At 69.1% G+C, this 24,444-nt stretch carries 26 protein-coding genes and 1 tRNA gene; 13 read left to right on the forward strand and 14 right to left on the reverse strand.

Annotated features, from left to right (window positions below; genetic code table 11):
• Nucleotides 1-18: 18 nt before the first annotated feature.
• The 3 genes from glfT1 to wzm are packed head-to-tail and all read right to left on the reverse strand — an operon-like array spanning nucleotide 19 to nucleotide 2,696.
• The gene (gene glfT1, locus AVR91_RS23125) at nucleotides 19-927 is read right to left on the reverse strand and encodes a galactofuranosyltransferase GlfT1 (RefSeq protein WP_063277309.1); all 909 of its coding nucleotides are present in this window, start codon (nucleotides 925-927) and stop codon (nucleotides 19-21) included.
• Nucleotides 924-1,748, reverse strand: coding sequence for a galactan export ABC transporter ATP-binding subunit Wzt/RfbE (gene wzt, locus AVR91_RS23130; protein WP_063277308.1), 825 nt, complete (start codon nucleotides 1,746-1,748; stop codon nucleotides 924-926). The genes glfT1 and wzt overlap by 4 nt, the downstream gene beginning before the upstream one ends.
• 3 nt (nucleotides 1,749-1,751) lie before the next feature.
• Entirely contained in the window at nucleotides 1,752-2,696 is a 945-nt protein-coding gene (gene wzm / locus AVR91_RS23135) for a galactan export ABC transporter permease subunit Wzm/RfbD (RefSeq protein WP_063277344.1), read from the reverse strand.
• 145 nt (nucleotides 2,697-2,841) lie between these two features.
• Between wzm and AVR91_RS23140 the strand changes: the two genes are divergently transcribed.
• Genes AVR91_RS23140 through pseI form a run of 4 tightly spaced genes read left to right on the forward strand, consistent with a single transcriptional unit; the run spans nucleotide 2,842 to nucleotide 5,489 of the window.
• A complete protein-coding gene (locus AVR91_RS23140; RefSeq protein WP_038507558.1) occupies nucleotides 2,842-3,471 on the forward strand; it encodes a hypothetical protein in 630 nt (209 codons plus the stop codon).
• Between the two features lie 35 nt (nucleotides 3,472-3,506).
• Nucleotides 3,507-3,947, forward strand: a complete 441-nt coding sequence (locus AVR91_RS23145) for a hypothetical protein (protein ID WP_038507561.1) — start codon at nucleotides 3,507-3,509, stop codon at nucleotides 3,945-3,947.
• 3 nt (nucleotides 3,948-3,950) lie between these two features.
• Nucleotides 3,951-4,403 carry a GNAT family N-acetyltransferase gene (locus tag AVR91_RS23150; protein WP_063277307.1) on the forward strand — a complete coding sequence of 151 codons (453 nt, stop codon included), beginning with the start codon at nucleotides 3,951-3,953 and terminating at the stop codon, nucleotides 4,401-4,403.
• 30 nt (nucleotides 4,404-4,433) lie between these two features.
• Nucleotides 4,434-5,489: a pseudaminic acid synthase gene (pseI, locus tag AVR91_RS23155; protein ID WP_063277306.1), complete on the forward strand. Its 1,056-nt coding sequence runs from the start codon at nucleotides 4,434-4,436 to the stop codon at nucleotides 5,487-5,489.
• Here the strand turns inward: pseI and AVR91_RS23160 are convergent.
• Nucleotides 5,486-6,619, reverse strand: coding sequence for a DegT/DnrJ/EryC1/StrS family aminotransferase (locus tag AVR91_RS23160; RefSeq protein WP_063277305.1), 1,134 nt, complete (start codon nucleotides 6,617-6,619; stop codon nucleotides 5,486-5,488). The genes pseI and AVR91_RS23160 overlap by 4 nt on opposite strands.
• The gene (gene pseB, locus AVR91_RS23165; protein ID WP_038507572.1) at nucleotides 6,612-7,595 is read right to left on the reverse strand and encodes a UDP-N-acetylglucosamine 4,6-dehydratase (inverting); all 984 of its coding nucleotides are present in this window, start codon (nucleotides 7,593-7,595) and stop codon (nucleotides 6,612-6,614) included. The genes AVR91_RS23160 and pseB overlap by 8 nt, the downstream gene beginning before the upstream one ends.
• A 49-nt stretch (nucleotides 7,596-7,644) precedes the next feature.
• Between pseB and AVR91_RS23170 the strand changes: the two genes are divergently transcribed.
• Genes AVR91_RS23170 through AVR91_RS23185 form a run of 4 tightly spaced genes read left to right on the forward strand, consistent with a single transcriptional unit; the run spans nucleotide 7,645 to nucleotide 12,124 of the window.
• The gene (locus AVR91_RS23170; RefSeq protein WP_063277343.1) at nucleotides 7,645-8,391 is read left to right on the forward strand and encodes a cytidylyltransferase domain-containing protein; all 747 of its coding nucleotides are present in this window, start codon (nucleotides 7,645-7,647) and stop codon (nucleotides 8,389-8,391) included.
• Nucleotides 8,388-9,356 (forward strand): hypothetical protein, encoded by a 969-nt coding sequence (locus AVR91_RS23175; protein WP_063277304.1) that lies wholly within the window; start codon nucleotides 8,388-8,390, stop codon nucleotides 9,354-9,356. Before AVR91_RS23170 ends, AVR91_RS23175 begins: the two co-directional genes overlap by 4 nt.
• Nucleotides 9,353-10,930, forward strand: a complete 1,578-nt coding sequence (locus AVR91_RS23180) for a hypothetical protein (protein ID WP_063277303.1) — start codon at nucleotides 9,353-9,355, stop codon at nucleotides 10,928-10,930. Before AVR91_RS23175 ends, AVR91_RS23180 begins: the two co-directional genes overlap by 4 nt.
• Nucleotides 10,931-10,969: 39 nt before the next feature.
• A complete protein-coding gene (locus tag AVR91_RS23185) occupies nucleotides 10,970-12,124 on the forward strand; it encodes an epoxide hydrolase family protein (RefSeq protein WP_063277302.1) in 1,155 nt (384 codons plus the stop codon).
• A gap of 81 nt (nucleotides 12,125-12,205) precedes the next feature.
• On the opposite strand, the gene AVR91_RS23190 is transcribed toward AVR91_RS23185, so the two are convergent.
• Nucleotides 12,206-12,820 carry a bacterial proteasome activator family protein gene (locus tag AVR91_RS23190; RefSeq protein WP_063277301.1) on the reverse strand — a complete coding sequence of 205 codons (615 nt, stop codon included), beginning with the start codon at nucleotides 12,818-12,820 and terminating at the stop codon, nucleotides 12,206-12,208.
• A gap of 134 nt (nucleotides 12,821-12,954) precedes the next feature.
• Between AVR91_RS23190 and AVR91_RS23195 the strand changes: the two genes are divergently transcribed.
• Nucleotides 12,955-14,154: a cysteine desulfurase-like protein gene (locus AVR91_RS23195; RefSeq protein ID WP_016330709.1), complete on the forward strand. Its 1,200-nt coding sequence runs from the start codon at nucleotides 12,955-12,957 to the stop codon at nucleotides 14,152-14,154.
• On the opposite strand, the gene AVR91_RS23200 is transcribed toward AVR91_RS23195, so the two are convergent.
• Nucleotides 14,151-15,128 carry an NAD(P)H-quinone oxidoreductase gene (locus AVR91_RS23200; protein WP_063277300.1) on the reverse strand — a complete coding sequence of 326 codons (978 nt, stop codon included), beginning with the start codon at nucleotides 15,126-15,128 and terminating at the stop codon, nucleotides 14,151-14,153. The two genes, AVR91_RS23195 and AVR91_RS23200, sit on opposite strands and share 4 nt — an antisense overlap.
• A gap of 80 nt (nucleotides 15,129-15,208) precedes the next feature.
• Between AVR91_RS23200 and AVR91_RS23205 the strand changes: the two genes are divergently transcribed.
• A complete protein-coding gene (locus tag AVR91_RS23205; protein WP_228708065.1) occupies nucleotides 15,209-16,750 on the forward strand; it encodes a M28 family metallopeptidase in 1,542 nt (513 codons plus the stop codon).
• 81 nt (nucleotides 16,751-16,831) lie between these two features.
• On the opposite strand, the gene ypfJ is transcribed toward AVR91_RS23205, so the two are convergent.
• Entirely contained in the window at nucleotides 16,832-17,743 is a 912-nt protein-coding gene (gene ypfJ, locus AVR91_RS23210) for a KPN_02809 family neutral zinc metallopeptidase (RefSeq protein ID WP_063277298.1), read from the reverse strand.
• 539 nt (nucleotides 17,744-18,282) lie between these two features.
• Between ypfJ and AVR91_RS23215 the strand changes: the two genes are divergently transcribed.
• Complete coding sequence (locus tag AVR91_RS23215) at nucleotides 18,283-18,786, forward strand: MarR family winged helix-turn-helix transcriptional regulator (RefSeq protein ID WP_063277297.1); 504 nt, start codon at nucleotides 18,283-18,285, stop codon at nucleotides 18,784-18,786.
• Here AVR91_RS23215 and AVR91_RS23220 read toward each other — a convergent pair.
• Both AVR91_RS23220 and AVR91_RS23225 read right to left on the reverse strand, forming a co-directional pair.
• A complete protein-coding gene (locus tag AVR91_RS23220) occupies nucleotides 18,776-19,909 on the reverse strand; it encodes an RNA polymerase sigma factor (protein ID WP_063277342.1) in 1,134 nt (377 codons plus the stop codon). The genes AVR91_RS23215 and AVR91_RS23220 overlap by 11 nt on opposite strands.
• An 8-nt stretch (nucleotides 19,910-19,917) precedes the next feature.
• Complete coding sequence (locus AVR91_RS23225) at nucleotides 19,918-20,325, reverse strand: YciI family protein (RefSeq protein WP_063277296.1); 408 nt, start codon at nucleotides 20,323-20,325, stop codon at nucleotides 19,918-19,920.
• Between the two features lie 103 nt (nucleotides 20,326-20,428).
• Here AVR91_RS23225 and AVR91_RS23230 point away from each other — a divergent pair, with 103 nt between their 5' ends.
• A complete protein-coding gene (locus tag AVR91_RS23230) occupies nucleotides 20,429-22,153 on the forward strand; it encodes an RICIN domain-containing protein (RefSeq protein ID WP_063277295.1) in 1,725 nt (574 codons plus the stop codon).
• 49 nt (nucleotides 22,154-22,202) lie between these two features.
• Here the strand turns inward: AVR91_RS23230 and AVR91_RS23235 are convergent.
• The 3 genes from AVR91_RS23235 to AVR91_RS23245 all read right to left on the reverse strand — a co-directional run bounded on the left by AVR91_RS23235 (nucleotide 22,203) and on the right by AVR91_RS23245 (nucleotide 23,009).
• Nucleotides 22,203-22,291, reverse strand: a tRNA-Ser gene (locus AVR91_RS23235).
• A 44-nt stretch (nucleotides 22,292-22,335) separates the two neighbouring features.
• The gene (locus AVR91_RS23240; RefSeq protein WP_043847845.1) at nucleotides 22,336-22,698 is read right to left on the reverse strand and encodes a DUF4190 domain-containing protein; all 363 of its coding nucleotides are present in this window, start codon (nucleotides 22,696-22,698) and stop codon (nucleotides 22,336-22,338) included.
• Between the two features lie 23 nt (nucleotides 22,699-22,721).
• Nucleotides 22,722-23,009, reverse strand: a complete 288-nt coding sequence (locus AVR91_RS23245; protein ID WP_016330718.1) for a DUF2277 domain-containing protein — start codon at nucleotides 23,007-23,009, stop codon at nucleotides 22,722-22,724.
• Between the two features lie 113 nt (nucleotides 23,010-23,122).
• Between AVR91_RS23245 and AVR91_RS23250 the strand changes: the two genes are divergently transcribed.
• Nucleotides 23,123-24,067 (forward strand): Ldh family oxidoreductase, encoded by a 945-nt coding sequence (locus AVR91_RS23250; protein WP_123798234.1) that lies wholly within the window; start codon nucleotides 23,123-23,125, stop codon nucleotides 24,065-24,067.
• A gap of 156 nt (nucleotides 24,068-24,223) precedes the next feature.
• On the opposite strand, the gene AVR91_RS23255 is transcribed toward AVR91_RS23250, so the two are convergent.
• A complete protein-coding gene (locus AVR91_RS23255; RefSeq protein ID WP_016330720.1) occupies nucleotides 24,224-24,442 on the reverse strand; it encodes an RNA-binding S4 domain-containing protein in 219 nt (72 codons plus the stop codon).
• Nucleotides 24,443-24,444 lie beyond the last annotated feature (2 nt).

Raw genomic sequence — 24,444 nt, forward strand, 5'->3', positions numbered from 1 at the left:
GCCCCCTTCACGTGGAGCTCAGTAGCGGTAGAACTTCTCCTTGCGGCCCTGGCGAACCAGCTTGAGCCACTGCAGGAAGGCCTTCGGATCCCGCTTCACACCGACGAAGTACAGGCCGAACCGCACCACTTCGAGCGCGCCGATCTTGCGCATGCCCGGCTGCGACAGCAGGTAGCCGCGGTTGCGGTAGGTGTAGTAGCGCTTGACCTCGTTCTCCGGATCCTGCGCGTGGAACCGGCCGCCCAGCATCGGTTTGAACTCGTCCGAGCCGTCCGGGTGCAGGTACGCGGTCTTGAGCGAGGTGCCGAACGGCAGCCCGGAACGCACCAGACGCCGGTGCAGTTCGACCTCGTCGCCGCGGAAGAACAGCCGCAGATCCGGCACGCCGACGACGTCCAAAGTGGACGCCCGGAACAACGCGCCGTTCATCAGCGAGGCGATCCCCGGCAGGAAGTCGGCGCCCAGCTCCGACGACGAACGCTTCCAGGTCAGCCCGCGCCGCAACGGGAACGCGAGCTTGTCCGGCGCGTCGATGTTGGACACCACCGGGGAGATCTCGGCCAGGTTCCGCTTTTCGGCCTCGTCCAGCAGGATCGCGAGGACGTTCTCGTCGGCGGGACGGCCGTCGTCGTCGGCCAGCCAGATCCAGTCCGCGCCAAGGGAAAGCGCGTGCAACATGCCGAGCGCGAACCCGCCCGCGCCGCCGAGATTGCGGTGCGAAGGCAGGTACGTGAAGGGCAGCGGGTAGTTCTCGACGATGTCTCGCGCCGATTTGTCCGGCCCGTTGTCGACCACGACGAGATGGTCGACCGGCCGGGTCTGCGCGGCGATCACCTTGAGCGAGTCCGCGAGCAGTTCCCGTCGATGGCGCGTGACGACCACGCCGACGACCGCGCCTTCGGGTAACTGCCGGGTCTCGCTGGTCATCCTTGGCCACCGTTCGTCGTCGCCACCGGCTCGGGTTCGATACCGAACCGCTCCAGCGTCTCCTTGCTCATGTTCTCGAACGGGTCGCGCCCCTTGTAGCCGGTGAGCACTTCGCGCAGCGAACCGCGCTGTTTGACGTGCCCCTCGTCCATCCAGATGGCGGAGTCGCAGAGCTCGAAGAGGAACTCGTCCGAGTGGCTGGCGAACACCAGGATGCCCGACCGCTTCACGAGGTCCTTGAGCCGGTCCTTCGCCTTGTTGAGGAACGCCGCGTCGACCGCGCCGATGCCCTCGTCGAGGATCAGGATCTCCGGGTCGATCGAGGTGACCACGCCCAGCGCCAGGCGCACCCGCATACCGGTCGAGTAGGTCCGCAGCGGCATCTGCAGGTAGTCGCCGAGTTCGGTGAACTCCGCGATGTCGTCGACGCGGGCTTCCATCTGCTTCGCGGTCATCCCGAGGAACAGGCCGCGGATGATGATGTTCTCCAGTCCGGAGATCTCCGGGTCCATGCCGATGCCGAGGTCGAAGACCGGCGCGATCTTGCCGGAGATCTTCGCCGAACCGCGGGTGGGCTCGTAGATCCCGGACAGCAGCCGCAGCAGCGTCGACTTGCCGGCGCCGTTGTGGCCGACGAGGCCGACCCGGTCGCCTTCGCGGAGCTGGAGGCTCACGTCGTGCAGGGCTTCGATGATCGGCACCTTGCTCTCGGTGCCGATCTTGCCGCCGACCTTCCCCAGCACCTTCTTCTTCATGGAGCGGGTCTTCGCGTCGAAAATGGGGAAGTCGACGTAGGCGTTGTGCACATCAATGCTGACCATCTGTCACACCCAATAAGAGACGCGGGAACGGTAATTGCGCATCGCGACCAGCGCGAGACCCCAGCCGACGACGGTGATGCCGAGCACCACGAACCAGCTGTTGATACTGACGGCCTGGCCGATCAGCGGCGCGCGCACGATCTGGATGAAGTGGAAGAGCGGGTTGGCGTAGACGAACGGCAGGGCCCCCGAAATGCCGTCACGGGCCCCACCCGCCATCAGCTGGTCGATCGGCCACACGATCGGCGTCATGTAGAAGAGCAGCTGGATGAGCGAGTTGATCACCTGCGGGATGTCGCGGTAACGGGTGGAGATGATGCCCAGCAGCAGGGTGACCCAGCCGGCGTTCAGCGCGAGCACCAGGATTCCGGGAATCGCGCTCAGCGAGTACCAGCCGAGGCCGGGGTGGCACAGGACCTCGCCGACGCACGCGCCGCTCATGGCGTACGGCTGGTCGAGGCTGGTGAAGAAGATCGCGACCACGATCACGTAGACGATCAGGTTGTGCGCCAGCATCAGCGTCTGGCGCCAGACCGTCCGCAGCACGTACACCGAAAGCGGCGCCGGAAGCTGTTTGATCAGCCCTTCGTTGGAGATGAAGGTCTCCATGCCCTCGGAAAGGCAGCCGCTGATGAAGCCCCAGATGATGAACCCGGTGCTGATGTAGGGCAGGAACGTCGCCGTCGGCAGGTTGAACAACTGTGAGTACAGAAGTCCCAGGCCGAGCGCGATGATGCCCTGGCTGATGGTGATCCAGAACGGGCCGATCACCGATCGGCGATAGCGCTGCTTGATGTCCTGCCAGCCGAGGTGTCCCCACAGCTCTTTGGCGGCGAAACCGGTCTTGATATCGGCGAACGCGCGCGAAAAGGTCTTGCTGTCCGAAATCGGCGGAACCGAGGTCGGCGCAGCACCGTCGGCGGCGTGAACCGTGCTGGTGGCATGCACGGGAACGAGGGTACCGATGGGGCCGATGATGCCTGGGGCGCCCCGTCCCGACCACGGAACGCTACCGTCGGATTCGAACCCGAACGCGGTGCGTGTGCTGGTACTTTCTGCCCTCATGACTGCTGCACTCGGCGACGCGAGCCTGATGGTCAATCTGCTCGCCGCATACGCCGACCGGCCGGAGCCCCGTTCGGTGGCCGTGGTCGGGAATCAGCCGCTTCCGCCGGACCCCCGGCGGGCGAAGGCCATCGACGCGTGTGACCTGGTGATCCGCGTCAACGGCTTCGTCGTGGACGAGCCGGGCGGCCCCGAAACGGTCGGCAGCCGGGTGCACGTCGTGGTGTTCAACCGCGCCGTCCGTGCCACCAAGCACGTCTTCCGTGACTATCGCAAGCGGCTCTACCTGCTGGTCGAGCCGGGCCGGATGCACTGGGAACCCGAAGACATCCCGGGCTGGTGGCCCGGTGACCTCGGCTACGTGCCGGTGCCGAACCGCGAGGTCGTCCTGCCGCTGTCCGACGCGCTCGGGCTGCCGAGCCGCGAAGAGGGCCTGTGGTCGACCACCGGGACGCTGGCCGCCTGGATCGCGCGCACGTCGTTCCCGCACGCCACGCTGGTCCTGTCCGGGTTCTCGTTCATCGACGACCCGGCCCAGACCCACTGGGAGCACGCCGCGGGCGACTCCTGCATCGTCGGACCCGAGCACCGCATCGCCGCCGAGGGCAGGCTGCTGGACTCGTGGACGAAGACCGGCGAAACCGAACTCCTGCGCTGAACTCCCAGCCAGCCCATCCCGAGAAGGAACACCCCATGGCAGTGCAGAAACTCCGCAGCGGCGTGATCGGCCGGATCGCCCGGCTCATCGACTTCCGGATCGACGAGCGGCTTCGCGACCTCAACGGGCGCGTCAACGACCTCGAACACGCCACCGCGGACCACCGCCGACGGCTCGACGGCGCCGAGAGCGGCCTCGAACACGCCCGCGGCGACCTGCGCTGGACCCGCGCCGAGCTGGACCGCCTGATCCCGAGCGTCGCGGCACAGGAGGCCCAGCTGGAGGATCTGCGCGAGTCGCTGTCGCTGCCGGTGCACGCCGACAAGCCCGAGCTGGCCGAGGCGCGCAGCCTGATCCAGGAGATCCAGCGCCAGCACGCCCAGATCCGCGTCCGGCTCGCCGGGATCGCGCGGTACGAGGACCGGCTGCGCCGGATCGAAGACCGCCAGCGCGAAACCATCGAGCAGACGCAGTAATCCGTGCTGGCTCGCGAGGCCACGGAGGCCGACGCCGGGTTGCTGCTCGCCTGGCGGAACGACCCTCGTACCCGGCAGGCGTCCCGTTCGACCGCGGTGATCACGCTCGACGAGCATTCCGCGTGGCTGCGTGGGGTGCTGGCGTCGCCGGACAGGGTGCTGTACGTCGTCGAACTCGACGAGATCCCGGTCGGCACCGTCAGGTTCGACCGCGAGGATGAGGGGGTCTGGGAGGTCAGCATCACTCTCGCGCCGGAAAGCCGGGGCCGTGGATTGTCGGCTTCGGTCCTGGCGGAGGGCGAGCGGGCCTTCACCGCCGGTCACCGGGTGCGGGTGGTGGTCGCGGCCGTGCACCGGGACAACGCGGCGTCGGCCGCGCTCTTCGACCGGGCCGGCTACACCGAGACCGCGCCTGCCGTCGACGGTTTCCGGAAGCTGCGTAAGACTGTGTCCTGACCAGACCGTCGTCAGGGAGGCGTTTCGTCCATGTCAGCACAGGAAGTCCGGATCGGCGCGCACCGCATCGGGGCCGGGCATCCGCCGTTCGTCATCGCCGAAATGTCCGGTAACCACAACGGCGAACTCGCCAGGGCACTGGAGATCGTCGACGCGATCGCCGAAACCGGCGCGCAGGCGGTGAAACTGCAGACCTACCGGCCGGACACCATCACGATCGACGTCGACGCCCCCGCCTTCCGGGTCAGCGACTCGCATTCGCTGTGGGGCGGCGAGAACCTCTACAAGCTCTACGAGCGCGCCCACACGCCGTGGGAATGGCACGAGCCGCTGTTCGAGCGCGCCCGCGCCCGTGGTCTGGAGATCTTCTCCAGCCCGTTCGACCCCACCGCCGTCGAACTGCTGGAGTCGCTCGACGCGCCCGCGTACAAGATCGCGTCGTCGGAGATCGTCGACCTGCCGCTGATCGAACTGTGCGCGAAAACCGGCAAGCCGCTGATCATCTCGACCGGGATGGCCAGCGTCGCCGAGATCGACGCGGCGGTCCGGACCGCGCGTGAGGCGGGCAACGACCGGCTGATCGTGCTCGGCTGCACCGCGAGCTACCCGGCGTCGCCGACCGAGAGCAACCTGCGTGGCCTGCCCGTCCTGGCCGGCGTGACCGGGACGCTCGTCGGCCTGTCCGACCACACGCCCGGCATCGGCGCCCCGCTCGCGGCCGTCGCGCTCGGTGCCGTCGCCATCGAGAAGCACGTCACGCTGGCCAGGAGCGACGGCGGTGTCGACTCGGAGTTCTCCCTGGAGCCCGCCGAACTGGCCGCGCTGGTCACCGAATCGCACCGCGCTTGGGAGGCGCTGGGCGCGGCGGTGATCGGGCCGCGCGAGAGCGAGAAGGAAGGCCTGCGGCTGCGGCGTTCCCTGTACGTCGTCGAAGACGTGCGTGCCGGGGACACGGTGACGCGGGAGAACGTCCGCTCGATCCGGCCCGCCGGCGGGCTGGCTCCCGCCGAGATCGTGAACGTGCTCGGCCGCACCTTCTCCTCCGATGTCCCGAAGGGCACCGCGCTCACCTGGGGCCTGATCTAGCCGAAGAAGCCGTGGACCTCGTCGATGACGCGGTCCACGTCGGCGTCCGTCAGCGCCGGGAACAGCGGCAGTGAGAGCTCCTGGCTGTAGTACAGCTCCGCGTTCGGGCACATCCCGCGCTGGTATCCGAGGTCCTCGAACACCGGGTGCCAGTACGCGGGGATGTAGTTGACCTGCACGCCGATTCCCTTGGCGCGCAAGTGATCGAACAGCGCACGGCGGCGTCCTTCGAGGACTCGCAGCGGGTACAGGTGCCACACCGGATCCGCGCCTTCACGCACGGCGGGCGTCAGCACTCCGTCCAATGAGGACAGTGTGGCGGTGTAGCGCGCGTGGATCTCCGCACGTCGTTTCTTGAACTCCGCGAGCCTGCGCAGCTGGCTGCTTCCCAGGGCGCACAACACATCCGGCAACCGGTAGTTCAGGCCGAACTCGTGCACCTCCTGATGCCAAGCGCCTTCGTCCGGATATCGCTGCGCCGCCTTGTCCCGCACCAGCCCGTGATTGCGGAATCCGCGGGCGCGCGCCAGCAGCTCGTCCGAACCGGCGACCACCGCGCCGCCTTCGGCCGTGGTGAGGTTCTTGGTGGGGAAGAAGGAAAACGTCGTGAGGTCGGCGAGCGAGCCGACCGGCCTGCCCTGCCAGCTGCCGCCCACCGAATGCGCGGCGTCTTCCAGCAGCAGTGCGCCGTTGTCGTGCGCGATCCGGCCGAGCTCGTCCAGCTCGGCGGGGTGGCCGGCGTAGTCCACGGCCGCGACGACCTTGGTCCGCGTGGTGACGGTCGCCGAAGCCGCCGCCGGATCGAGGTTCCCGGTGTCGGCCTCGACATCGGCGAACACGACCTTGCCGCCGAGCAACGCCGCGGTCGCGGCAGTGGCGACGAACGTCATCGGAGACGTGACGACCTCGTCACCGGGGCCGATCCCGGCCGCCGCGTACGCGACGTGCAACGCGGCTGTGCCCGAGGTGACGGCCACCGCCGGCGTGCCACCGGTGTGCTCGGCGAGATCCTCTTCGAAGCGCGTGACGGCGGGGCCGGTGGTCAGCCAGTCGCCGCGCAGTACCTCGGTGACGGCGGCGACGTCCTCGTCCGAAACGGACTGACGGCCGTAGGGCAGGAAGTCAGCCATACTGCTCGACCAGGTCGCGCAGCTCGTCCGCGTCGAGCCACAGGTCGTTGGTGTCCGAGCGGTAGGCGAAGTTCTCCGGCACGGCCTCGCCGCCGGTCGGCGGTTCGTAACCCCAGCCCGCGATATGCGGCTGGACGACGTACCGGTCGCTCAGCCGTACCGTCCGACGGGCGTCGTCCGGGGCGATCATCTCCTCGTGCAGCTTCTCGCCGGGACGGATGCCGACCTCGTGCATCGGCGAACCGGGCGCGATCGCCTGCGCGAGATCGACCAGCCGCATGCTCGGGATGCGCGGCACGTACAGCTCGCCGCCGTTCATCTGGTCGAAGGAATCGATCACGAACTGCACGGCCTGCGGGAGCGTGATCCAGAACCGGGTCATCTCCTTGTGCGTGATCGGCAGCGACTCGCCCTTGGCCGCGAGCGCGCGGAAGAACGGGATCACACTGCCGCGCGAGCCCATCACGTTGCCGTAGCGGACCACGGAGAACCTGGTCGGATGCGTCGCGGCGTAGTGGTTCGCGCTGATGAACATCCGGTCGGCGCACAGCTTCGTGGCGCCGTAGAGGTTGATCGGGCTGGACGCCTTGTCCGTCGACAGCGCGACGACCTTCTTCACCCCGGTGTCGATCGCGGCCTCGATGACGTGCTGCGAGCCGACGACGTTGGTCTGCACGAATTCGAACGGGTTGTACTCACCCGTGTCGACCTGCTTGAGCGCGGCGGCGTGCACCACGTAGTCGACGCCGTGCATGGCGCGCTCGAGGCGGCGGCGGTCCCGGATGTCGCCGATGAACCAGCGCAGCCGCGGGTCGTTGTCGAACTGCTGGCGCGCTTCGTACTGCTTGAGCTCGTCGCGGGAGAGCACGACCAGCCGTCGCGGGTTCAGCTCGGCCAGGGCGTAGGTGATGAACGCCTTGCCGAACGAACCGGTCCCGCCGGTGAGCAGGATGCTGGAACCATCCAGCTCGGACATCGTTGACCTCCGCGTTTCGGTGCTACTGCCGCAGGACATCATGTCACCCATGGATCCAGACCCCGGGGCCCACGTGGTCAACGCCGTCATCCAGGCACGCGCGTCGTCCACCCGGCTACCTGGCAAGGTGCTCCGCCCCCTCGCGGGCCGGAGCGTCCTCGGCTGGGTCGTCCGTGCCGCCGCCGCTTCGCCGGGGATCGACAACGTCGTGGTCGCGACCTCGACGGAGGCCGACGACGACGCGGTGGCCGAGGAGGCCGCCCGGCACGGCGCCCTGGTCGCCAGAGGTCCGCTCGACGACGTTCTCGCGCGTTTCGCGGTCGCTATCGAGTCGTACCCGGCCGACGCGGTGGTGCGGCTCACGGCGGACTGCCCGCTGCTGGATCCCCACCTCATCGGCCAGCTCGTGGCGCAGTGGCGCGCGCAGCCGTCGCTGGACTACCTGAGCACCGTGCTGGTGCGCACCCTGCCGCGCGGGTTCGACGCCGAGCTCGTGCGCACCGGGGTGCTCGCCGAACAGATCGAAACGGCCAGCGGCGCCGACCGCGAGCACGTCACCTCCGGCGTCTACGCGAACCCGGAGCGGTACTCGTGCGCCGGGATCGTCGTCAGCCCGCCCGCCGACGACCTGCGCGTGACGTTGGACACCGTCGAGGACTGGTCGGTCATCGAAGGGATCGTCGCCGAACTGGGCGACCGGGTCGGCGACTGGCGCGAGGTGGTCGCGGTGCTGCGGTCCCGGCCCGAACTGGCGAAGCTCAACGCGCACGTCGAACAGAAGAAGGTGGCCAGGTGACCCGGCTGCTGCTTCGAGCCGACGCCTCGCCGTCGATCGGCGCCGGCCACGTCGCGCGCATGGTCGCCTATGCCGAACGCGCCGTCGCGCGCGGCTGGGAGGTCGTGTTCGCGGGCCGGGTGGACAACGCCGAATGGCTGGCCGCCCGGTTCGGCGAGCTTTCGGTCCCGGTGGTGCCGTCCGCCCCCTTCGAGGGCTTCGACGCGGTGGTCGTCGATCACTACGGCCTCGGCGAACTGCGTGAGGAGGTCAACGCCGCGGGCGCGCTGCTGGTGTCCATCGAGGACGACGTTTTCGGCAGGCGCGCCGCGGACCTCGTCGTCGACTGCGCCTTCGAGCCGAGGCCGCGCCCCGAGGATGGCTCGGGTGAGTTGCTCAGCGGCGCGCGCTACGCGCCGCTGAGGGAATCCGTCGTGCGTGCGCGGGAAAAACGGTCCCAGGGCCCAGTAGGGGAACGACCGCGGATCACCGTCGTGCTGGGAGGAGGCGCGGAATGGGCCGAAACGGTCAGCGCGCTCCTACGCGCTCTTCGCGACACTCACGCGCCCTTCGAAGCCGACGTGCTCGTACGCGGTGAGCCGACCGTGCCCGAACCGCTGCCCGGCCAGGAGTTCCGCATCGCGCCGCCGGGGCCTGGTCTGCTCGATCTGCTCGTGGAAACGGACGTGGCGATCAGCGCGGCGGGGGTGACGCTGCTCGAACTGTGCTGCCTCGGCGTGCCCACCGCCGTCGTCCGGCTCGTGGAGAACCAGGACGCGGGATATCGCGCGGCACTCGAACTCGGGCTGGCGGCCGGGCTGGGGAGCGCGGACGCGCTCGACGGCGGGGCCACCGAGACGCTCAGGGGACTGCTGTCGGACTCGGCCGTGCGTAACGGTCTTTCCGCGACTTCGATGGCTCTTGTGGACGGCCGAGGAGTCGACCGGGTACTGGACCGGCTGGAGAAGACGAGGATGGCGGAATGACGACCACGGCGGAGCGAAGCGAGGCCGACGCCGTCCCGGAACCGAAACCGCGTCGAGGGCTTCTCGTCGTCCTGGTCGGTTTCGGAGCGCTCTTCCTCGCCGGGTGCTGGGCGGCGTGGTTCTTCACCATCGACGACGCCTTCATCACCTTCCGGTACTCGGCGAACATGGCGGACGGCCACGGTCCGGTGTGGAACGTGGGCGAAGACCCGATCGAGGGCTTCACGAACTTCCTCTGGATGCTCTGGCACGTCCCGTTCGCCCTCGCGGGCCTGCCGTTGGAGACCGTCGCCAAGGTGACGTCCGTGGTACTGGGCGGCTTGATCCTGGTGATGCTGGTCCGTGCCGGGCATCGCGCGGCGGGCGTCCTCGGCGCGCTCGTGGCGGGCGGCGCGCTGCTGCTGTTCGTGCCGACCTACTTCCACGTCACCGCCGGCCTGGAAACGATCGCGTTCGCCGCCGTGGTGCTGCGTGCCGCCATCGTCGGCGTGGACCTCGTCCAGGGCCGCGCGGTGCGCGACTGGGAACCGCCGCTCCTGCTGCTGCTCGCCGGGATGATCCGGCCCGAAGGTGTCCTCGCGACCTTCCCGGCCTTCCTGATCTGGCTGTGGCTCGGGCGCGGACGACGGCGGACCTGGGCGCTGGCGGCCGCGGTCCTCGTCCTCGGCGGCGGCTACTTCGTCTGGCGGTGGACGTACTTCGGGCATCTGTTCCCGAACACCTTCTACGTCAAGTTCGGCAACCTCGACGCCGGATCGGTCTGGCTGGAGACCACCGCCTGGCTCGTCCTCCCGCTGCTGGCGCTGACCGCCTTCCTGCTGTTCCGCAAGGCGAGCAGGGGCGCGGGCCTGGTGCTTTCCTCGGTCGTCCTGCTGACCGGCATGACCTACGCGGTTTCCGGGCCGACCATGGACTACATCCACCGCTTCGCCTTCCACGCCTTCCCCGTGCTGTGCCTCGGCGCGGGACTGGCCATGGCACACCTCGGCCGCCGGTGGATCGCCGCGGTGTCCGGCGCGGTGGCGGTCGGGTGGGTCGCCGTCACCGGTGCCCAGTCGACGGATCTGCCGGTGATCGCCAACTACGGTCCCGACCTGCAGCGCGCCCACGTCGCCATCGGCAAGGGCCTCGCGAACGCCCAGGTGCCGGAGGCGGCACGGAGCCTGGCGGTCTCCGACGCGGGGGCGATCCCGTACTACAGCGGCTGGAAGTCGATCGACTACATCGGACTGAACGACGAGGCCATCGCGCACGGCGCCCCGCCGACGGACGTCGTCAAGGCCGTCCGCCCGACGGTCATCGTCGTCACCGCCCGCGATCGCGGCGCCACCCCCGGCTGGGCGTACGGCCTCATCGTCCCCGACGCGGCGCGTGATTATCAGCTGGTCGCGGACGTCCAGATGCGCGAGGGCTACTTCCAGGAGGTCTTCGCGCTGCCCGAGCACGCCGCGCGGATCCGTGCGGCGCTCGACGAGTCCGTCGGCGAGGCACAGCGCCGGAACGACCCCGGCCGGTACGAGGACACCATCGACCGCTGGCTCGATCGGCTGCGTGCGCAGCTGCCGGGAGGATGAGGACCGTAACTGTCCTCGTTCCGCCCTACCGTCGTCCCCATGACCATCACGCCGTTCACGATCGACGTCCCTCAACGCGACCTCGACGACCTCACCGCCCGCCTAGCGAACACCCGCTGGCCGGACGAGATCGACGGCGTCGGCTGGGGCCTCGGGACGCCGCTCGGCTACCTCCAGGAGCTCGCCGAGTACTGGCGTCTCCGCTACGACTGGCGCGCCCACGAGGAACGCCTCAACGGCTTTCCCGGATTCCTGACGAACCTCGACGGCGCGAACGTCCATTTCCTGCACGCGCGGTCGCCGGAGCCGGACGCGATCCCGCTGGTGCTCACGCACGGCTGGCCGGGGTCCATTGTGGAATTCCTCGACGTCATCGGGCCGCTTTCGGACCCGCGTGCGTACGGCGGCGACCCGGGGGACGCGTTCCACGTCGTCGTGCCGTCGCTGCCGGGGTTCGGCTTCTCGGGGCCGACGACCGACGCGGACTGGGGCACCGGCCGGATCGCCGACGCCTGGGGAGTGCTGATGTCGCGCCTCGGGTACGAGCGGTTCGGGCTGCACGGCGGTGACTGGGGCGCGATCGTGTCGCGCGACGTCGGCGTCCGGTGCCCGGAGCGGGTGATCGGCGCGCATCTGACGATGCTGCCGCACGCGGTCCCGGAATCCGAGGCCGATCTCGAGGGACTCACCGGCGAAGAACTCGCACGGGGCGAGGCGGCGCTGGCGCGCGGGCGGGAGTTCCAGAGCGGCGAACTGGGTTACGCGATGATCCAGGCGACCAAGCCGCAAACGCTTGCCTACGGGCTCACCGACTCACCGGCCGGGCAGCTCGGCTGGCTGGTGGAGAAGTTCAAGTCCTATTCGGACTCGCGGGACGTCCCGGAGGACGCGATCGATCGCGACGATCTGCTCACCAGCGTGATGCTCTACTGGCTCACCGGCACGGCGAACTCGTCTTCGCGGATCTACGCCGCGCTGGGACCGGCCTGGGGCGAGGGGCCGGCGAAGTCCACAGTGCCCACTGGGGTGGCCGTGTTCCCGAAGGACACCGGCCTGCCGATCCGGCATCTCGCCGAGCGCACCGACAACGTCGTGCACTGGTCCACTCCGGACCGAGGGGGTCACTTCCCGGGGCTGGAGGTGCCGGACCTGCTCATCGAAGACCTGCGGACCTTCTTCCGCCCCCTACGCTGACTCGCGGATGTCATGAAAGGGTCGTTCAGGACGAAAAACGTCTTGAACGACCCTTTCATGACATTTGAAGAGGGACGCGTGTCAGAGGTATTGGCCCGGCCCGTGCGACTCGCCGCCGGCCCCGTGCCCGCCCAAAGCGGCGCCGCCCGCGGACGGACCTGCCGGCAGCCCCCGCCGCATCTGCTCCAGCTGCACCCGCGCCGCCATCTGCTGCGCGAACAGCGCGGTCTGGATGCCGCTGAACAGCCCCTCCAGCCAGCCGACGAGCTGCGCCTGCGCGATCCGCAGCTCGGCATCGGACGGCGTCGAGTTCTCGGTGAACGGCCGCACGAGCCGCTCCAGCTCGTCCTGCAACTCGGGCGCGAGCGCCTGCTCCAGCTCACGGATCGAGGTCTGGTGGATCTCGCGCACGCGGGTGCGGCTGGCGTCGTCCAGCGGCGCGGCGCGGACCTCCTCCAGCAACTGTTTGATCATCGTGCCGATGCGCATCACCTTGGCGGGCTCTTCGACGAGGTCGCCGAGCGTTTCCTCCTGCCCCTCCTCGCCGGAGTCGGAGCCGGGGGCGGGGGCGGCGATACGTGCGGTGCCGACCGGGGTGCCGTCGGGACCGACGACCACCACATGGTGTGGGGAGTCTCCGCCGCCGTCACCGGGGGTGGTCGATTCGCGGGAAACTGGGTCGGTCATGTGCTCCATCCTGGCCTACGTCGGGCACGAAGCGCAGTGTGGTTTTCGGCGCCGTCTCCGAGCGTAGCGGGAATCGTCGCGCCCCGTGGTCGGGCAGCCAACCCCGGGTAAAGCGCCAAACCGCACGTCCGTACGGTGTCCCCATGGCGTTCGACGTCGCTCGTATCCGTGGGTTGTTTCCCGCGCTGGGTGACGGCTGGATTCACTTCGACGGCGCCGCCGGAATGCTCGTACCTGAACAGGTCGCTTCGGCCGTATCCACGGCCATGCGCGCTCCGGTGTCCGGGCCGGGTGGAGCGTTTCCGGCCTCCCAGCGCGCGGAAAGCATTGTCACGGCCGCTCGCCGGGCGGTCGCCGACCTGGTCGGCGCCGATCCGGCCGGAGTCGTGCTCGGCCCCAACGCGCCCGATCTCATCCGCCGTCTCGTCGACGCGATGGCCGATCGCTGGACGATCGGCGACGAGGTCGTCGTCTCCCGGCTCGACGAGGAGGCCAACCTCGCGCCGTGGCGCCGCGCGGCGAAACGTGTCGGCGCGGTCGTGCGCTGGGGCGAGATCGACATCGAGACCTGCGAGCTGCCCGCCTGGCAGTACGAGAACCTCGTCTCCGCGCGCACCAAGGCCGTCGCGGTCACGCTGGCGTCCGGTTCGGTCGGCACGCGGCCCGACGTCCCGACGGTGATCGAATTCGCCAAACGCGTCGGCGCACTGGTCGTCGTCGACGCGACGTACGCGGCGCCCTTCGTGCCGCTGGACCTCAACGCACTCGGCGCCGACGTGATGGTGGTTTCGGCGCAGGCCTGGGGCGGGCCGTCGGTGGGGGCGCTGGTCTTCCGCGACCCCGAACTGCTCGAACGGCTGCCGTCGGTCTCGCTCGACCCGGCCGCGCGCGGCCCGGCCCGGATGGAGCTGGGGCCGCACGCGTACCCGTTGCTGGCCGGGCTGATCGCGTCGATCGACTACCTGGCCGGTCTGGACGACGCCGCGCTGGGCTCCCGGCGCGAGAAGCTGGTGACGTCGCTGGGCTCGGCGAAGTCGTATCACGCGGGACTTCTGGCCCAGCTGTCCACGGAGCTGCGTTCGCTGCGGCACGTCATGGTCATCGGCGACGCCATGCGCAGGATCCCGGCGCTCGCGTTCGCCGTCGCGGGCAAGAAGGCGCCCGAGGTCGCCGAATACCTGGCGTCCCAGGGGCTCTGCGCCTTCGCCGACGACGGCACGAGCGGTGTCTTCGGGTCGCTCGGCGCCGCCGAAGTCGGCGGCGCCGTCCGCATCGGCCTCGCGCATTACTCGAACGTCTTCGAGGTCAATCAGCTCGTCCGGGTGCTGGAAGAGATCCGCTAGGACTTCGCGGCGAGCAGAACCTTGCCGAAAACCGTGCCTTCTTCGAGCGCGCGGTGCGCCGAAGCGGCTTCGGCCATCGGGACGACCTGGCCGACGATCGGCTGCACCGAACCCTGCTCCACCAACGGCCACAGCCGCTCGCGGACGTCGGCGACGATGGCCGCCTTCTGCTCCAGTGGCCGCGAGCGCAGGCCCGCGCCGAACACACTGGCGCGTTTGCCCATCAGCTTGCCGATGTTCAGCTCACCCTTGACGCCGCCCTGCATACCGATGATCACCAGCCTGCCGTCCATGGCCAGCGCGTCGATGTTGCGGCCGAGGTACTTGGCGCCCATGTTGTCGAGGATGACGTTCGCGCCGCCGGTTTCGGCGCGCAGCACCTCGACGAAATCCTGCTCCCGGTAGTTGATCGCGAGGTCGGCGCCGAGCTGGCGGCAGCTCTCCAGCCGTTCTTCCGAACCCGCGGTCACCGCGACCGTCGCGCCGAGCGCCTTGGCGACCTGGATCGCGTGCGTGCCGATACCGCCCGCGCCGCCGTGGACGAGCAGGACGTCACCCTCGGACAGGCCGGCGTGCATCACCACATTCGCCCAAACCGTGCATGCGACTTCGGGCAGTCCGGCGGCCGCGAGCAATTCGACTTCGGCGGGAAGCGGAAGCAGTTGTCCGGCCGGAACGGCGACCTTTTCCCCGTAGCCACCACCGGCGAGCAAAGCACAAACTTCGTCGCCGATTCGCCATCCTTCGACGCCTTCGCCGATTTCGGCGATCGTGCCCGAACATTCGAGCCCGAGGATTTCGCTGGCACCCGGCGGCGGAGGATAGTTTCCCTGACGTTGCAGCAGGTCAGCGCGGTTGACGGCGCTCGCGGCGACCTCGATGACGACTTCGCCTTCACCCGCCACGGGATCAGGGACCTCGGTCCATTCGAGAACATCGGGATCGCCGGGCTCACGGATGGTGATCGCGTACATACAAACGACCCTATCCCGGTGTCGTAAAGTCCGCCGAACGTCGGTTGACCTGTGGCGCAAACCACACAAAGGTGACGCCCATGTCATATTCGCGAAGAAGCATTGTTCCCTCGATCGTGGTGATGGCCACCGCCGCGCTCACGGTCGGAATGGCTCCCGCTGCGACGGCCACGACCGGGCCCGACGGCCCCGCGCTGGCCAAGCAGCTCGTCAAGAAGGTCGACGTGAACAACGTCAACCGGCATCTGATCGCGCTGCAGCGGATCTCGGACGCGAACGGCGGCCGCCGCGCCGCCAGCACCGAAGGGCACAAGAAGTCCGCGGAGTACGTCGCCACGAAGCTGGAGCAGGCGGGCTTCACGGTCACGCGGCAGGAGTTCCCCTTCACCTACGCGGAAACCCTCGCGGAGAGGCTGACGGTCGCGGGCGCCGACGTCCCGATCATCATCATGTCCTACAGCCCGTCGACTCCGGACGGCGGAATCACCGCCCCGCTCGCGGTGGTCCCGGTCGACGACACCAGCGGCTGCGAAGCGGCCGACTACGCCGGCGGAGTCACCGGCAAGATCGCGCTGATCCAGCGCGGTGGCTGCTCCTTCGCGCAGAAGCAGGCGACCGCCGCCGCGGCGGGTGCCGTCGGCGCGATCGTCTACAACAACGTCCCGGGCCCGGTCAACGGCACCCTGGGCGACCCGTCCGCGGCCAAGATCCCGACCGGTGGCATCACCCAGGCCGACGGCCAGGCGCTCGCCGGCAAGGCCGGTGCCTCGGTCACCCTCGACCTGCGTGCCTTCCAGGAGGAACGGACCAGCTACAACGTCCTCGCCGAGACCAAGACCGGCCGCAAGGACAACGTCGTGATGCTCGGTGCCCACCTCGACAGCGTCACCGAGGGCCCCGGCATCAACGACAACGGCACCGGCTCCGCGGCGCTGCTGGAGACCGCGCTGCAGCTGGGCAGTAAGCCCAAGGCCAACAACGCCGTCCGCTTCGGCTGGTGGAGTGCCGAGGAGTTCGGTCTCGTCGGCTCGACCTACTACGTCAACTCGCTGAGCTTCGAGCAGCAGCTCGACATCGCGCTCTACTACAACTACGACATGATCGGCTCACCGAACGCGGCGTACTTCGCCTACGACGGTGACAACTCCGACGGTGTCGGCGCGGGTGCGGGCCCGTACGGTTCGGCTCAGCTGGAAAAGACCCTGGTCGACTACCTCCAGCTCGGCAAGGGTGTCCCGGTCGAGGGCACGGACTTCACCGGCCGCTCCGACTACGGTCGCTTCATCGCGGTCGGCATCCCGGCCGGTGGGCTGTTCACCGGCGCCGAAGGCGTGAAGACCGCGGCGCAGGCGGCCAAGTGGGGCGGTAGCGCCGATGTCGCTTACGACAAGTGCTACCACCAGGCGTGCGACAACCTCGGCAACGTCGACCGCGTCGCGCTCGAACGCAACTCCGACGCCGTCGCGTGGGCGCTGGGCGTGTACGCGACCAGCACCGCGAACATCAACGGTGTGTCGGGCAGCTCGGCCGCGAAGGCGAAGGCCCTTCGCGCGACTGAGCGGTCTCAGCAGCGAAGCATGACGGCTTCGGTCCAGGCCGACGACCACCACGTCGCCGCGTAGCAGCCCTTCGAATGCCAGGAACGGTCCTTTCCTCGCAAAATTTGCGAGGAAAGGACCGTTCCTAGCGTCTACAGGGGGCGATCAGCCCAGGCTGTTGGTCGCGAAGGTGTCGCACCGCGCCGGCTCGCCGGTCTGGAAGCCGGTGGTGAACCACTTCTTCCGCTGCGCCGACGTCCCGTGGCTGAACTTCGACTCGTCGACCCGCCCCCCGCCGAGCTTCGACTGGATGTAGTCGTCACCGATCCGCGCGGCGGTGTCCAGCGCGGAGTTGACGTCCTCCTGGCTGACCTCGGTGATCAGCGGCCGCCCGCTCTCGGTCGGGGTGGTGGTGGCGTGGTTCGCCCAGACGCCGGCGTAGCAGTCGGCCTGCAGTTCGAGCCGCACCGAACCCGACGTCGGCCCGCTCCCGGTGCCCTTCTTGGACACTCCGGTGAGGTTCTGCACGTGGTGCCCGTATTCGTGGGCCAGCACGTACGCCTCCGCGAACGGCCCGCCTTGTGCGCCGAACCGGGTACGGAGTTCGTTGAAGAAGCCGAGATCGATGTAGACCTCGGAGTCGCCGGGGCAGTAGAACGGCCCGACGTCGGAGGTCGCGTTGCCGCAGGCCGTGTTCACGCCGCCGTTGAAGAAGTTGGTGACGGCCTTGCGGTAGGTCGACCCGGACCGCTGGAACTCCTGCCCCCAGTAGTCCTGGATCGAGTTGATGATGGCGACGATCGCGCAGTCGTGGTTCCGGTTCGCGTCCGCGCCGGTCTTGCACTCCTGTGACAGCGACGTGTTGTCCATCTGCTGCCCGGTGCCCACGCCGCCGAGCCCGCTCGAGGACGGGTTCAGGCTCACGCCGCCGAATTGGGAGAAGAGAAAGTAGATGACCAGGCCGACCACACTGAGTCCGCCGCCGCCGAGTGCCACCCGGCCGCCGATCCCGCCGCCACCGCCGCGCAGGTCCTCGACCTCGGAGGTGTCCAGGCCCGCGCCTTCGTCGAATCGCACGGGGGAAGCGTAGCCGGAAGACCCCGGATACGCCTGGGTGCGGCCGCGAGGGGCGGCCGCACCCAGGACTACCGAGGTTGTCTTGTTCCGATCGCCGGTCGGCCGCGATCATCGGGCCGGCGTCCTGGCGCTGCCGAGGCGGTCGAAGAGGCCGCTAACCCGAAACAGGCCGGAGTGACGCCGAATGCGCCAGAATTGTCGAGCGCATCCGAGATGCCCGCGCTCGTCGCTGTTCACAGTCGCGACCGACCCGGTCCTTTCCGTTCCGGTCGCGGGGACACAGCAGGCGGTCAACCGCGAGAATCACCCGCCATACCACCACCTTGACCCTTCCCGGCTGGGAGCAGGTCCGGCGACCCTTCCACGGGTTCGCCCGGTACTTGCCCGACCATCCGCTGACAAGCAGAATGCGCCTTTTCGCGCCGAGTCTCAACCTTTTCGTAACCCTCCTTCGGGCGAATGTTCCGCCGGATTTTTCAGGTGCCGAAAAGTGACCGGTGGGTATGCGCCTTGTGCGATCAACGCTCTACTCTGCGTGGATGGCGGTGGAGCAGAAGGAAGTGCGCTGGCTGTCCGAGTCCGAGATGGTCGCCTGGCGCTCGTACATCGTCGCCACCATGCGGCTGCGGCAACGCCTCCATCGCGAGCTCTCCGAGCGCCACGACGTCACCCTCGCCGACTACGAGGTCATGGTCTGCCTTTCGCTCCAGCCCGACCGGCGGATGCGGATGACGGAGCTGGCGAGCATGCTCGGCTCGACCAAGAGCAGGCTTTCGCACCAGATGGTCCGCCTGGAGGCCGACGGCCTCATCCGCCGCACCCGGGACCCGGCGGACAAACGCGGCGTCGTCGCGGAGATGACCGAGACTGGCGCGGAACTGCTGGAAGGCGCGGCGCCGACGCATGTCGAGGGCGTCCGCGAGCATCTGATCGACCTCCTGAGCCCCGAGGAGCAGCGGGTGCTGGGGCAGGCTTTCGGGCGCGTGCTGGAGCACCTGTCGGAGATCGACGGCCTGCCCAGGCTGCCGCCGATCACTTCCTGAGCCGCGCGGCCTGACGCGTCAGGTGGGCGCGCTCGGCTGGGTCGGCCGCCTTGCCCGCGGCTTCGTCGTACAGTCGCGCCGCCGTGGCCAGGTCGCCGTCGCGCTCGTGGAGGTACGCCGCCACCGCCGCGTACCTCGGCAGTGAATCGTCCAGCTCCGCGAGCGCGGCCAGCCCGGCGCGCGGGCCGTCCGCCTCACCGACGGCGACCGCGCGGTTGAGCCGGACGACCGGGCTGCCGGTCAGCCGCGCGAGTTCGTCGTACCACTCGACGATCTGCACCCAGTCGGTCTCCGCCGCGGTCGGGGCGTCGGCGTGGAGCGCCGCGATGGCGGCCTGCGCCTGGAACTCGCCCAGCTTGTCGCGGGCCAGCGCGGCCTGCAGGATTTCGACGCCCTCGGCGATCAGGCGGGTGTCCCAGGCGCCGCGGTCCTGTTCGGCGAGCGGCACCAGTTCGCCGTCGGCCGCCGTCCGCGCGGCGCGGCGGGCGTGGTGGAGCAGCATGAGGGCGAGCAGCCCGGCGACCTCGGGATGATCGATCGAGGCGAAGAGCCGCCGGGTGAGCCGGATGGCTTCGGCGGCGAGGTCGACGTCGCCCGAGTAGCCCTCGTTGAACACGAGATAGAGCACGCGGAGCACGGTGGCGACATCGCCCGCCTGGTCGAAACGCACTCCCGAGACGGTGCGCTTGGCCCGGCTGATGCGCTGCGCCATGGTGGCTTCGGGCACCAGGTACGCCTGGGCGATCTGGCGGGTGGTGAGCCCGCCGACGGCGCGCAGGGTGAGCGCGACCGCCGAAGACGGCGTCAGCGACGGGTGGGCGCACAGGAAGTAGAGCTGCAACGTGTCGTCGACCGCGGGAGCGGGCCCGGGAGCCGGCTCTTCGTCGACGAGGTCTTCGCGGCGACGGCGGGCGGCGTCGGACCGTGCCATGCCGAGGAACTTGCGCCACGCGACGGTGACGAGCCAGCCCTTCGGATCCTTCGGCCGGTCGCCGGGCCAGACGCGGACGGCCTCGATCAGCGCCTCCTGGACGGCGTCTTCGGCCGACGCGAAATCGGCGCCGCGGCGGACCAGGATCCCGAGGACGTTCGGCGTGAGGCTCCGGAGCAGGGCCTCGTCCAGTTCGGTGGTCACTCCGTGCCGACGAGCGGCTCGCCCACCAACGGACGCAGTTCGAGCCATTCGTGGATCGGCTTCCCGCCCGCTCCCGGAGCGGCCGACAACTCACCCGCGAGCTCGAGCGCTCGCTCGTAGCTGTCGACGTCGATGATCATGAACCCGGCGATGAGGTCCTTGGTCTCGGCGAAGGGGCCGTCGGTGACCGGAGGCTTGCCCTCGCCGTCGTACCGGACGAAGGTGCCTTCGGGCGCGAGAGCCTGCTCTCCGACGAATTCGCCGGTCTCCACGAGCCGGGTCGCGAAATCCCTCATGTAGTCGATATGCGCCGTGACCTCCTCCGGCGTCCATTGCTCCATCGGGATGTCGTTCACCGCTGCCGGAGCGCCGCGGTAGTGCTTGAGCAGCAGGTACTTGGGCATGGCCGAAGGGTAGCGGCAGACTGCCGGACCTTCTGCCTGGCGCGGCCATACATCCGATCTCTAGCGTCGTTGAGGCTTTCCTCCATCGCGAAAGGAAGAGCCCTTGTCCAAGGCGAAACGGCGATCCGCCTGCCTGCTCGTGACCATCGGTCTCATCTGTGGCCTGCTCACCGGAGAAGCGGGCGCCTCCGAGGTGGCCCCGCCCCCGCTCGCTCCAGCCGTCGCTCAAGCGCTGATCGCCGCGAACCCGGTGGTCTGCGAGGGCGACGGGGTCTCCGGCAAACGTGTCGAGCTGGTCTACGTCCGCGAGGCCGGTCAGCCCGACCGGTACGCGACCGTGGTGCCGTCCCTGCGCGCGTACGCGTCCGGGATCGACGATTCGTTCAACGACAGCGCCGCGGCGACCGGCGGCAGCAGACATCTCCGCTACGTGACGACGGCCGGCGCGGGATGCCAGGTCGCCGTCGCGAATCTCGTGGTGCCCGACGGCACGTATCTGTCCGGCGCCATCCGCGACCGCGCCATCCAGGCCGGTTTCCACCACGCGGACCGCGACTACATGCTGTTCTCCGACAACCCGCACACCTGCGCGGGCACCTGGGGCGACAGCGACGACCAGCCCGGTCCGGCCAACGCCTTCAACAACGGCAGGCATTACACGGAGATCGCCGTCCCCTGCTGGGGTGTCAACGCCGCCGCCCACGAACTGGGCCACATGCTCGGCGCGGTCCTGCCGGGTGCGCCGCACTACCAGGGCGGCGGGCACTGCTCCCAGGAATGGGACCTGATGTGTTACGGCGACACGCAGTCCTTCGACTGCACGGAACGCGACTTCGACCGGCTGCTGGACTGCGGCAACGACGACTACTTCAGCACGAACCCCACCCCGGGCAGCTGGCTCGCGACGCACTGGAACGTCGCGAACAGCGCCTTCCTGATCAAGAAGGACACCCCGGACAACGACGACGGCCACGCGCGCGGCGGGAAGACCTACGTCATCACCGGAGCGAGCGGAAACGCCATCGACGTCGTGGGCTCGTCTACCGGCGGGCTCGTCAACCTCAGCCATCGCTCGCGGACCGACTCCATGAGCCAGAAGTGGATCCTGGGGTACAACACCGGCCTTCAGCTGGTCAACGCCAACAGCCAGCTGTGCGCCGACAGCGCCCAGAGCGGGACCGCGCCGGGAACGCCGATCCTGCAGTACAACTGCAACGGCCAGAACGGCATGCGCTGGGCGTTCCAGCCGCTCGGCAACGGCAAGGTGGCGATCTTCAACTACCTGACCGGATTCGCGATCACCGACGGCGGCGCGTATCCGGCGCCCCTGGTTCAGCAGCCTTACACCGGGGCGGCGAACCAGCAGTGGACCCTGAACCCCGTCGCCGATCCCGGTCCGCAGGCGGGCAAGAAGTACTACTTGACCGTCGCCACCAACGGAAACAGCGCGGCGGTCGTCGACGGCTCGTCGTCGGCGGGCGCGAAGATCACCCATGTGGCCAGGCAGAACGACAACGGCCAGAAATGGCGGCTCACCGACGTCGGCGGCGGGTACTGGAGGATCTCCAACGAGCGGAGCGGTCAGTGCCTGCGGCCGGTCTCCGGCAGCACCGCGGAGGGCGCGCAGTTCGAGCAGACGCATTGCGGCTCCGCCACCAACCAGCAGTGGAAGCTGTTGCGCAGTGCCGACATGCGCTACGGGCTGGTGAACAGGGCGAGCAAGCTGGCGGTGCGGCAGATCGACAACGGTACGGCTTCGCTGCTGGAGCAGCGGCCGTTCCTGGGCGGCCGTAGCGACGAGACCGTCTGGGCGCTGGTGCCCGCGTGACGCGAAGCGCCCCAGGTCCACGGGCCTGGGGCGCTTTCGTTTTCAAGACTGGCGGTAGCGGTGGGATTCGAACCCACGGAGGACAGAGCCCTCGCATGTTTTCAAGACATGTTCCTTCGGCCGCTCGGACACGCTACCGCTGTCGAGGGTATCCGACGGGGCTTTGCCGGGAGGTTTCGGATCTAGTCGAAGTCCCAGTCGGTCAGGATGCCCACGAAGATGAAACCCGCCAAGAGCAGCAGGATGATGGCCACGCCGAGATAGCCGATGATGATCGCCGCGAGCGCCATCCCCTGGCCGCCCGCTTCCCCGCGTTTGGCCTTGGAATGCGCGATATGCCCCATGATGACGCCGGCGATCGACGGCAGCCCGCTGCACGCGACGAGGCTCGCGATCGACACGACCAGCGCCGCGATCGCGAGACCTTGTTCCTGCGGTGGCATCGCCGGGCCGTATCCGTAACCCGGTTGCTGGTACGGCTGCCCGTACGGAGGTTGCTGACCGTAGGGCTGCTGCTGACCGTAGGGGTCTTGCGGGTATGTCACCCGCTAACCGTAACCGGCGACGCTCAGGATGCCTGGCTCTTCGCGGCCTTCGCCGCGATTCGTGCCTGGACTTCGGGACGGCGCAGCGGCGGCACCGTCGTCGGCGGCTGACGGCGCGGGGGCAGCTCGGCCAGCACACGCCGGGTGATCTCGGTGATCTCGGCGACGGCGGCCTCGAACGGCTCGCGGGTGGCGTCGGAAAGGCTCTGCACTCCGGACACCTTGCGGACGTACTGGCGGGCGGCGGCCTCGATCTCGTCCGGCGTCGCCGCCGGTTCCAGGCCTCGTAGCGTGGTGATGTTGCGGCACATGCCCCGATCGTACGTCCGCCCACCGACGTTTCCGAGCGCTCCGATCACACAGTCGGTTAGAAGCTGCCCTGGTTCGTTGACGCCGAAAAACGCGTTTGGGCACCCTCGGCGGAGTGCCCCTCAGACCTCGCTCTCTCCGTCGTGCGCCCGTCGAGCCGATCCCCGAACCGGCCGAACCCTCCCCGATACCTGAACAGGTCTGGCAGCGCGTCCCGATCGACGCCCTGATCGACCTGGTCACCGAGATCTTCACCGCGCACGACCTGCCGTGGTCGCGGGCCAGGATGGCCGCCGAGGCGTTGTGCCACGGCGATCTCACCGGAACGCCGGAGTCCGGTGTCGCCGAACTGACCCGCCTGCATCTGCCGATGCTGGCCAACGGGATGGTGCGGCCGAGGGCCGAACCGCTGATGATCGCCGACCGCGGCGCCGCGGCCCTGATCGACTACCGTCGCGCGCCGGGCCTGTGGGCCGTCGGCGACGCGATGGACCGGGCGGTGTCCCGGGCGGGCCGGTACGGCGTCGGGCTCATGTCGGTGCGCGGCGTCGGGCCGTTCGGCCGGGCCGGGCACCATGCCGCGAGGGCGTTGCCGCACACCATGATCGGGCTCGTCATGGCGGCGGGCGGGGAGCGCGGGACGGCCGCGAACCCGCTCGGCATGGCCGCCCCCGCCGGCGCGTACCCCGAATTCGTGCTCGACCTGGACACGCTGGCGGAGGTCGACAGCGCCGCGATCGCCGGTTTCGCCCTGCTGGTGGAGATCTTCGCCGGGGTGCTGTCGGGGGTCGGCGACCACGACCACGACACCGGGCTGATGGTGATGGCCATCGCGCCGACGACGCTGCGCAGCGCCGACGGGTTCTACAAGGCCGCGAGCGCGTTGTTCGGCAGCCTGCTCGGCTGGGAGGGCGGCACCCCGGTCCGCTATCCGGGCTGGCGCGAGGCGCAGTACCTCGAACAGTGCCAGGCACTGGGTGTCCCGCTGAACGAGCCGGTGCACCGGGAGCTCGAAGAACTCGCGAAGGCGTTGCGCCTGGCGCCGCTGCAGGGCCGCTAGCCACACGTGATCAGACGGACGACACGCGTGATCAGGGGGACGACACACGTGATCAGACGGACGACACGGCGACGGAACCCGGTCACAGGTGTGTCGTCCGTCTGAGCACAGGTGTCGTCCGGCAGATCACGCGTGAGGCGAGCCGTTGCAGGGCCGCTAGCCCAGGACGACGCGGCCGCCTTCGCCGCCGACTTCCACGACGTCGCCGTTCGTCAGCTGACGGCCGCGCCGGACCTCCACCTCGCCGTTGACCGTGACCTCTTCGGCGTCGAGGAGGTCTTTGGCGTGCGATCCGTCTTCGGCCAGGTTGGCCAGTTTGAGGAACTGGCCGAGGCGGATCGGTTCACCGGTGATCGGGACGTCGTGGATGCTCATGG

Origin of the sequence: Amycolatopsis keratiniphila subsp. keratiniphila, assembly GCF_001620365.2 — a bacterium.
Classification (GTDB): Bacteria; Actinomycetota; Actinomycetes; order Mycobacteriales; family Pseudonocardiaceae; genus Amycolatopsis; species Amycolatopsis keratiniphila.

Coding starts and splice junctions, on each gene's coding strand:
- glfT1 (WP_063277309.1), bottom strand. CDS start 927: ATGACCAGCGAGACCCGGCAGTTACCCGAAGGCGCGGTCGTCGGCGTG.
- wzt (WP_063277308.1), bottom strand. CDS start 1,748: ATGGTCAGCATTGATGTGCACAACGCCTACGTCGACTTCCCCATTTTC.
- AVR91_RS23140 (WP_038507558.1), top strand. CDS start 2,842: ATGGTCAATCTGCTCGCCGCATACGCCGACCGGCCGGAGCCCCGTTCG.
- AVR91_RS23145 (WP_038507561.1), top strand. CDS start 3,507: ATGGCAGTGCAGAAACTCCGCAGCGGCGTGATCGGCCGGATCGCCCGG.
- pseI (WP_063277306.1), top strand. CDS start 4,434: ATGTCAGCACAGGAAGTCCGGATCGGCGCGCACCGCATCGGGGCCGGG.
- AVR91_RS23160 (WP_063277305.1), bottom strand. CDS start 6,619: ATGGCTGACTTCCTGCCCTACGGCCGTCAGTCCGTTTCGGACGAGGAC.
- pseB (WP_038507572.1), bottom strand. CDS start 7,595: ATGTCCGAGCTGGATGGTTCCAGCATCCTGCTCACCGGCGGGACCGGT.
- AVR91_RS23170 (WP_063277343.1), top strand. CDS start 7,645: ATGGATCCAGACCCCGGGGCCCACGTGGTCAACGCCGTCATCCAGGCA.
- AVR91_RS23180 (WP_063277303.1), top strand. CDS start 9,353: ATGACGACCACGGCGGAGCGAAGCGAGGCCGACGCCGTCCCGGAACCG.
- AVR91_RS23185 (WP_063277302.1), top strand. CDS start 10,970: ATGACCATCACGCCGTTCACGATCGACGTCCCTCAACGCGACCTCGAC.
- AVR91_RS23190 (WP_063277301.1), bottom strand. CDS start 12,820: ATGGAGCACATGACCGACCCAGTTTCCCGCGAATCGACCACCCCCGGT.
- AVR91_RS23195 (WP_016330709.1), top strand. CDS start 12,955: ATGGCGTTCGACGTCGCTCGTATCCGTGGGTTGTTTCCCGCGCTGGGT.
- AVR91_RS23200 (WP_063277300.1), bottom strand. CDS start 15,128: ATGTACGCGATCACCATCCGTGAGCCCGGCGATCCCGATGTTCTCGAA.
- AVR91_RS23205 (WP_228708065.1), top strand. CDS start 15,209: ATGTCATATTCGCGAAGAAGCATTGTTCCCTCGATCGTGGTGATGGCC.
- AVR91_RS23215 (WP_063277297.1), top strand. CDS start 18,283: ATGGCGGTGGAGCAGAAGGAAGTGCGCTGGCTGTCCGAGTCCGAGATG.
- AVR91_RS23225 (WP_063277296.1), bottom strand. CDS start 20,325: ATGCCCAAGTACCTGCTGCTCAAGCACTACCGCGGCGCTCCGGCAGCG.
- AVR91_RS23245 (WP_016330718.1), bottom strand. CDS start 23,009: ATGTGCCGCAACATCACCACGCTACGAGGCCTGGAACCGGCGGCGACG.
- AVR91_RS23255 (WP_016330720.1), bottom strand. CDS start 24,442: ATGAGCATCCACGACGTCCCGATCACCGGTGAACCGATCCGCCTCGGC.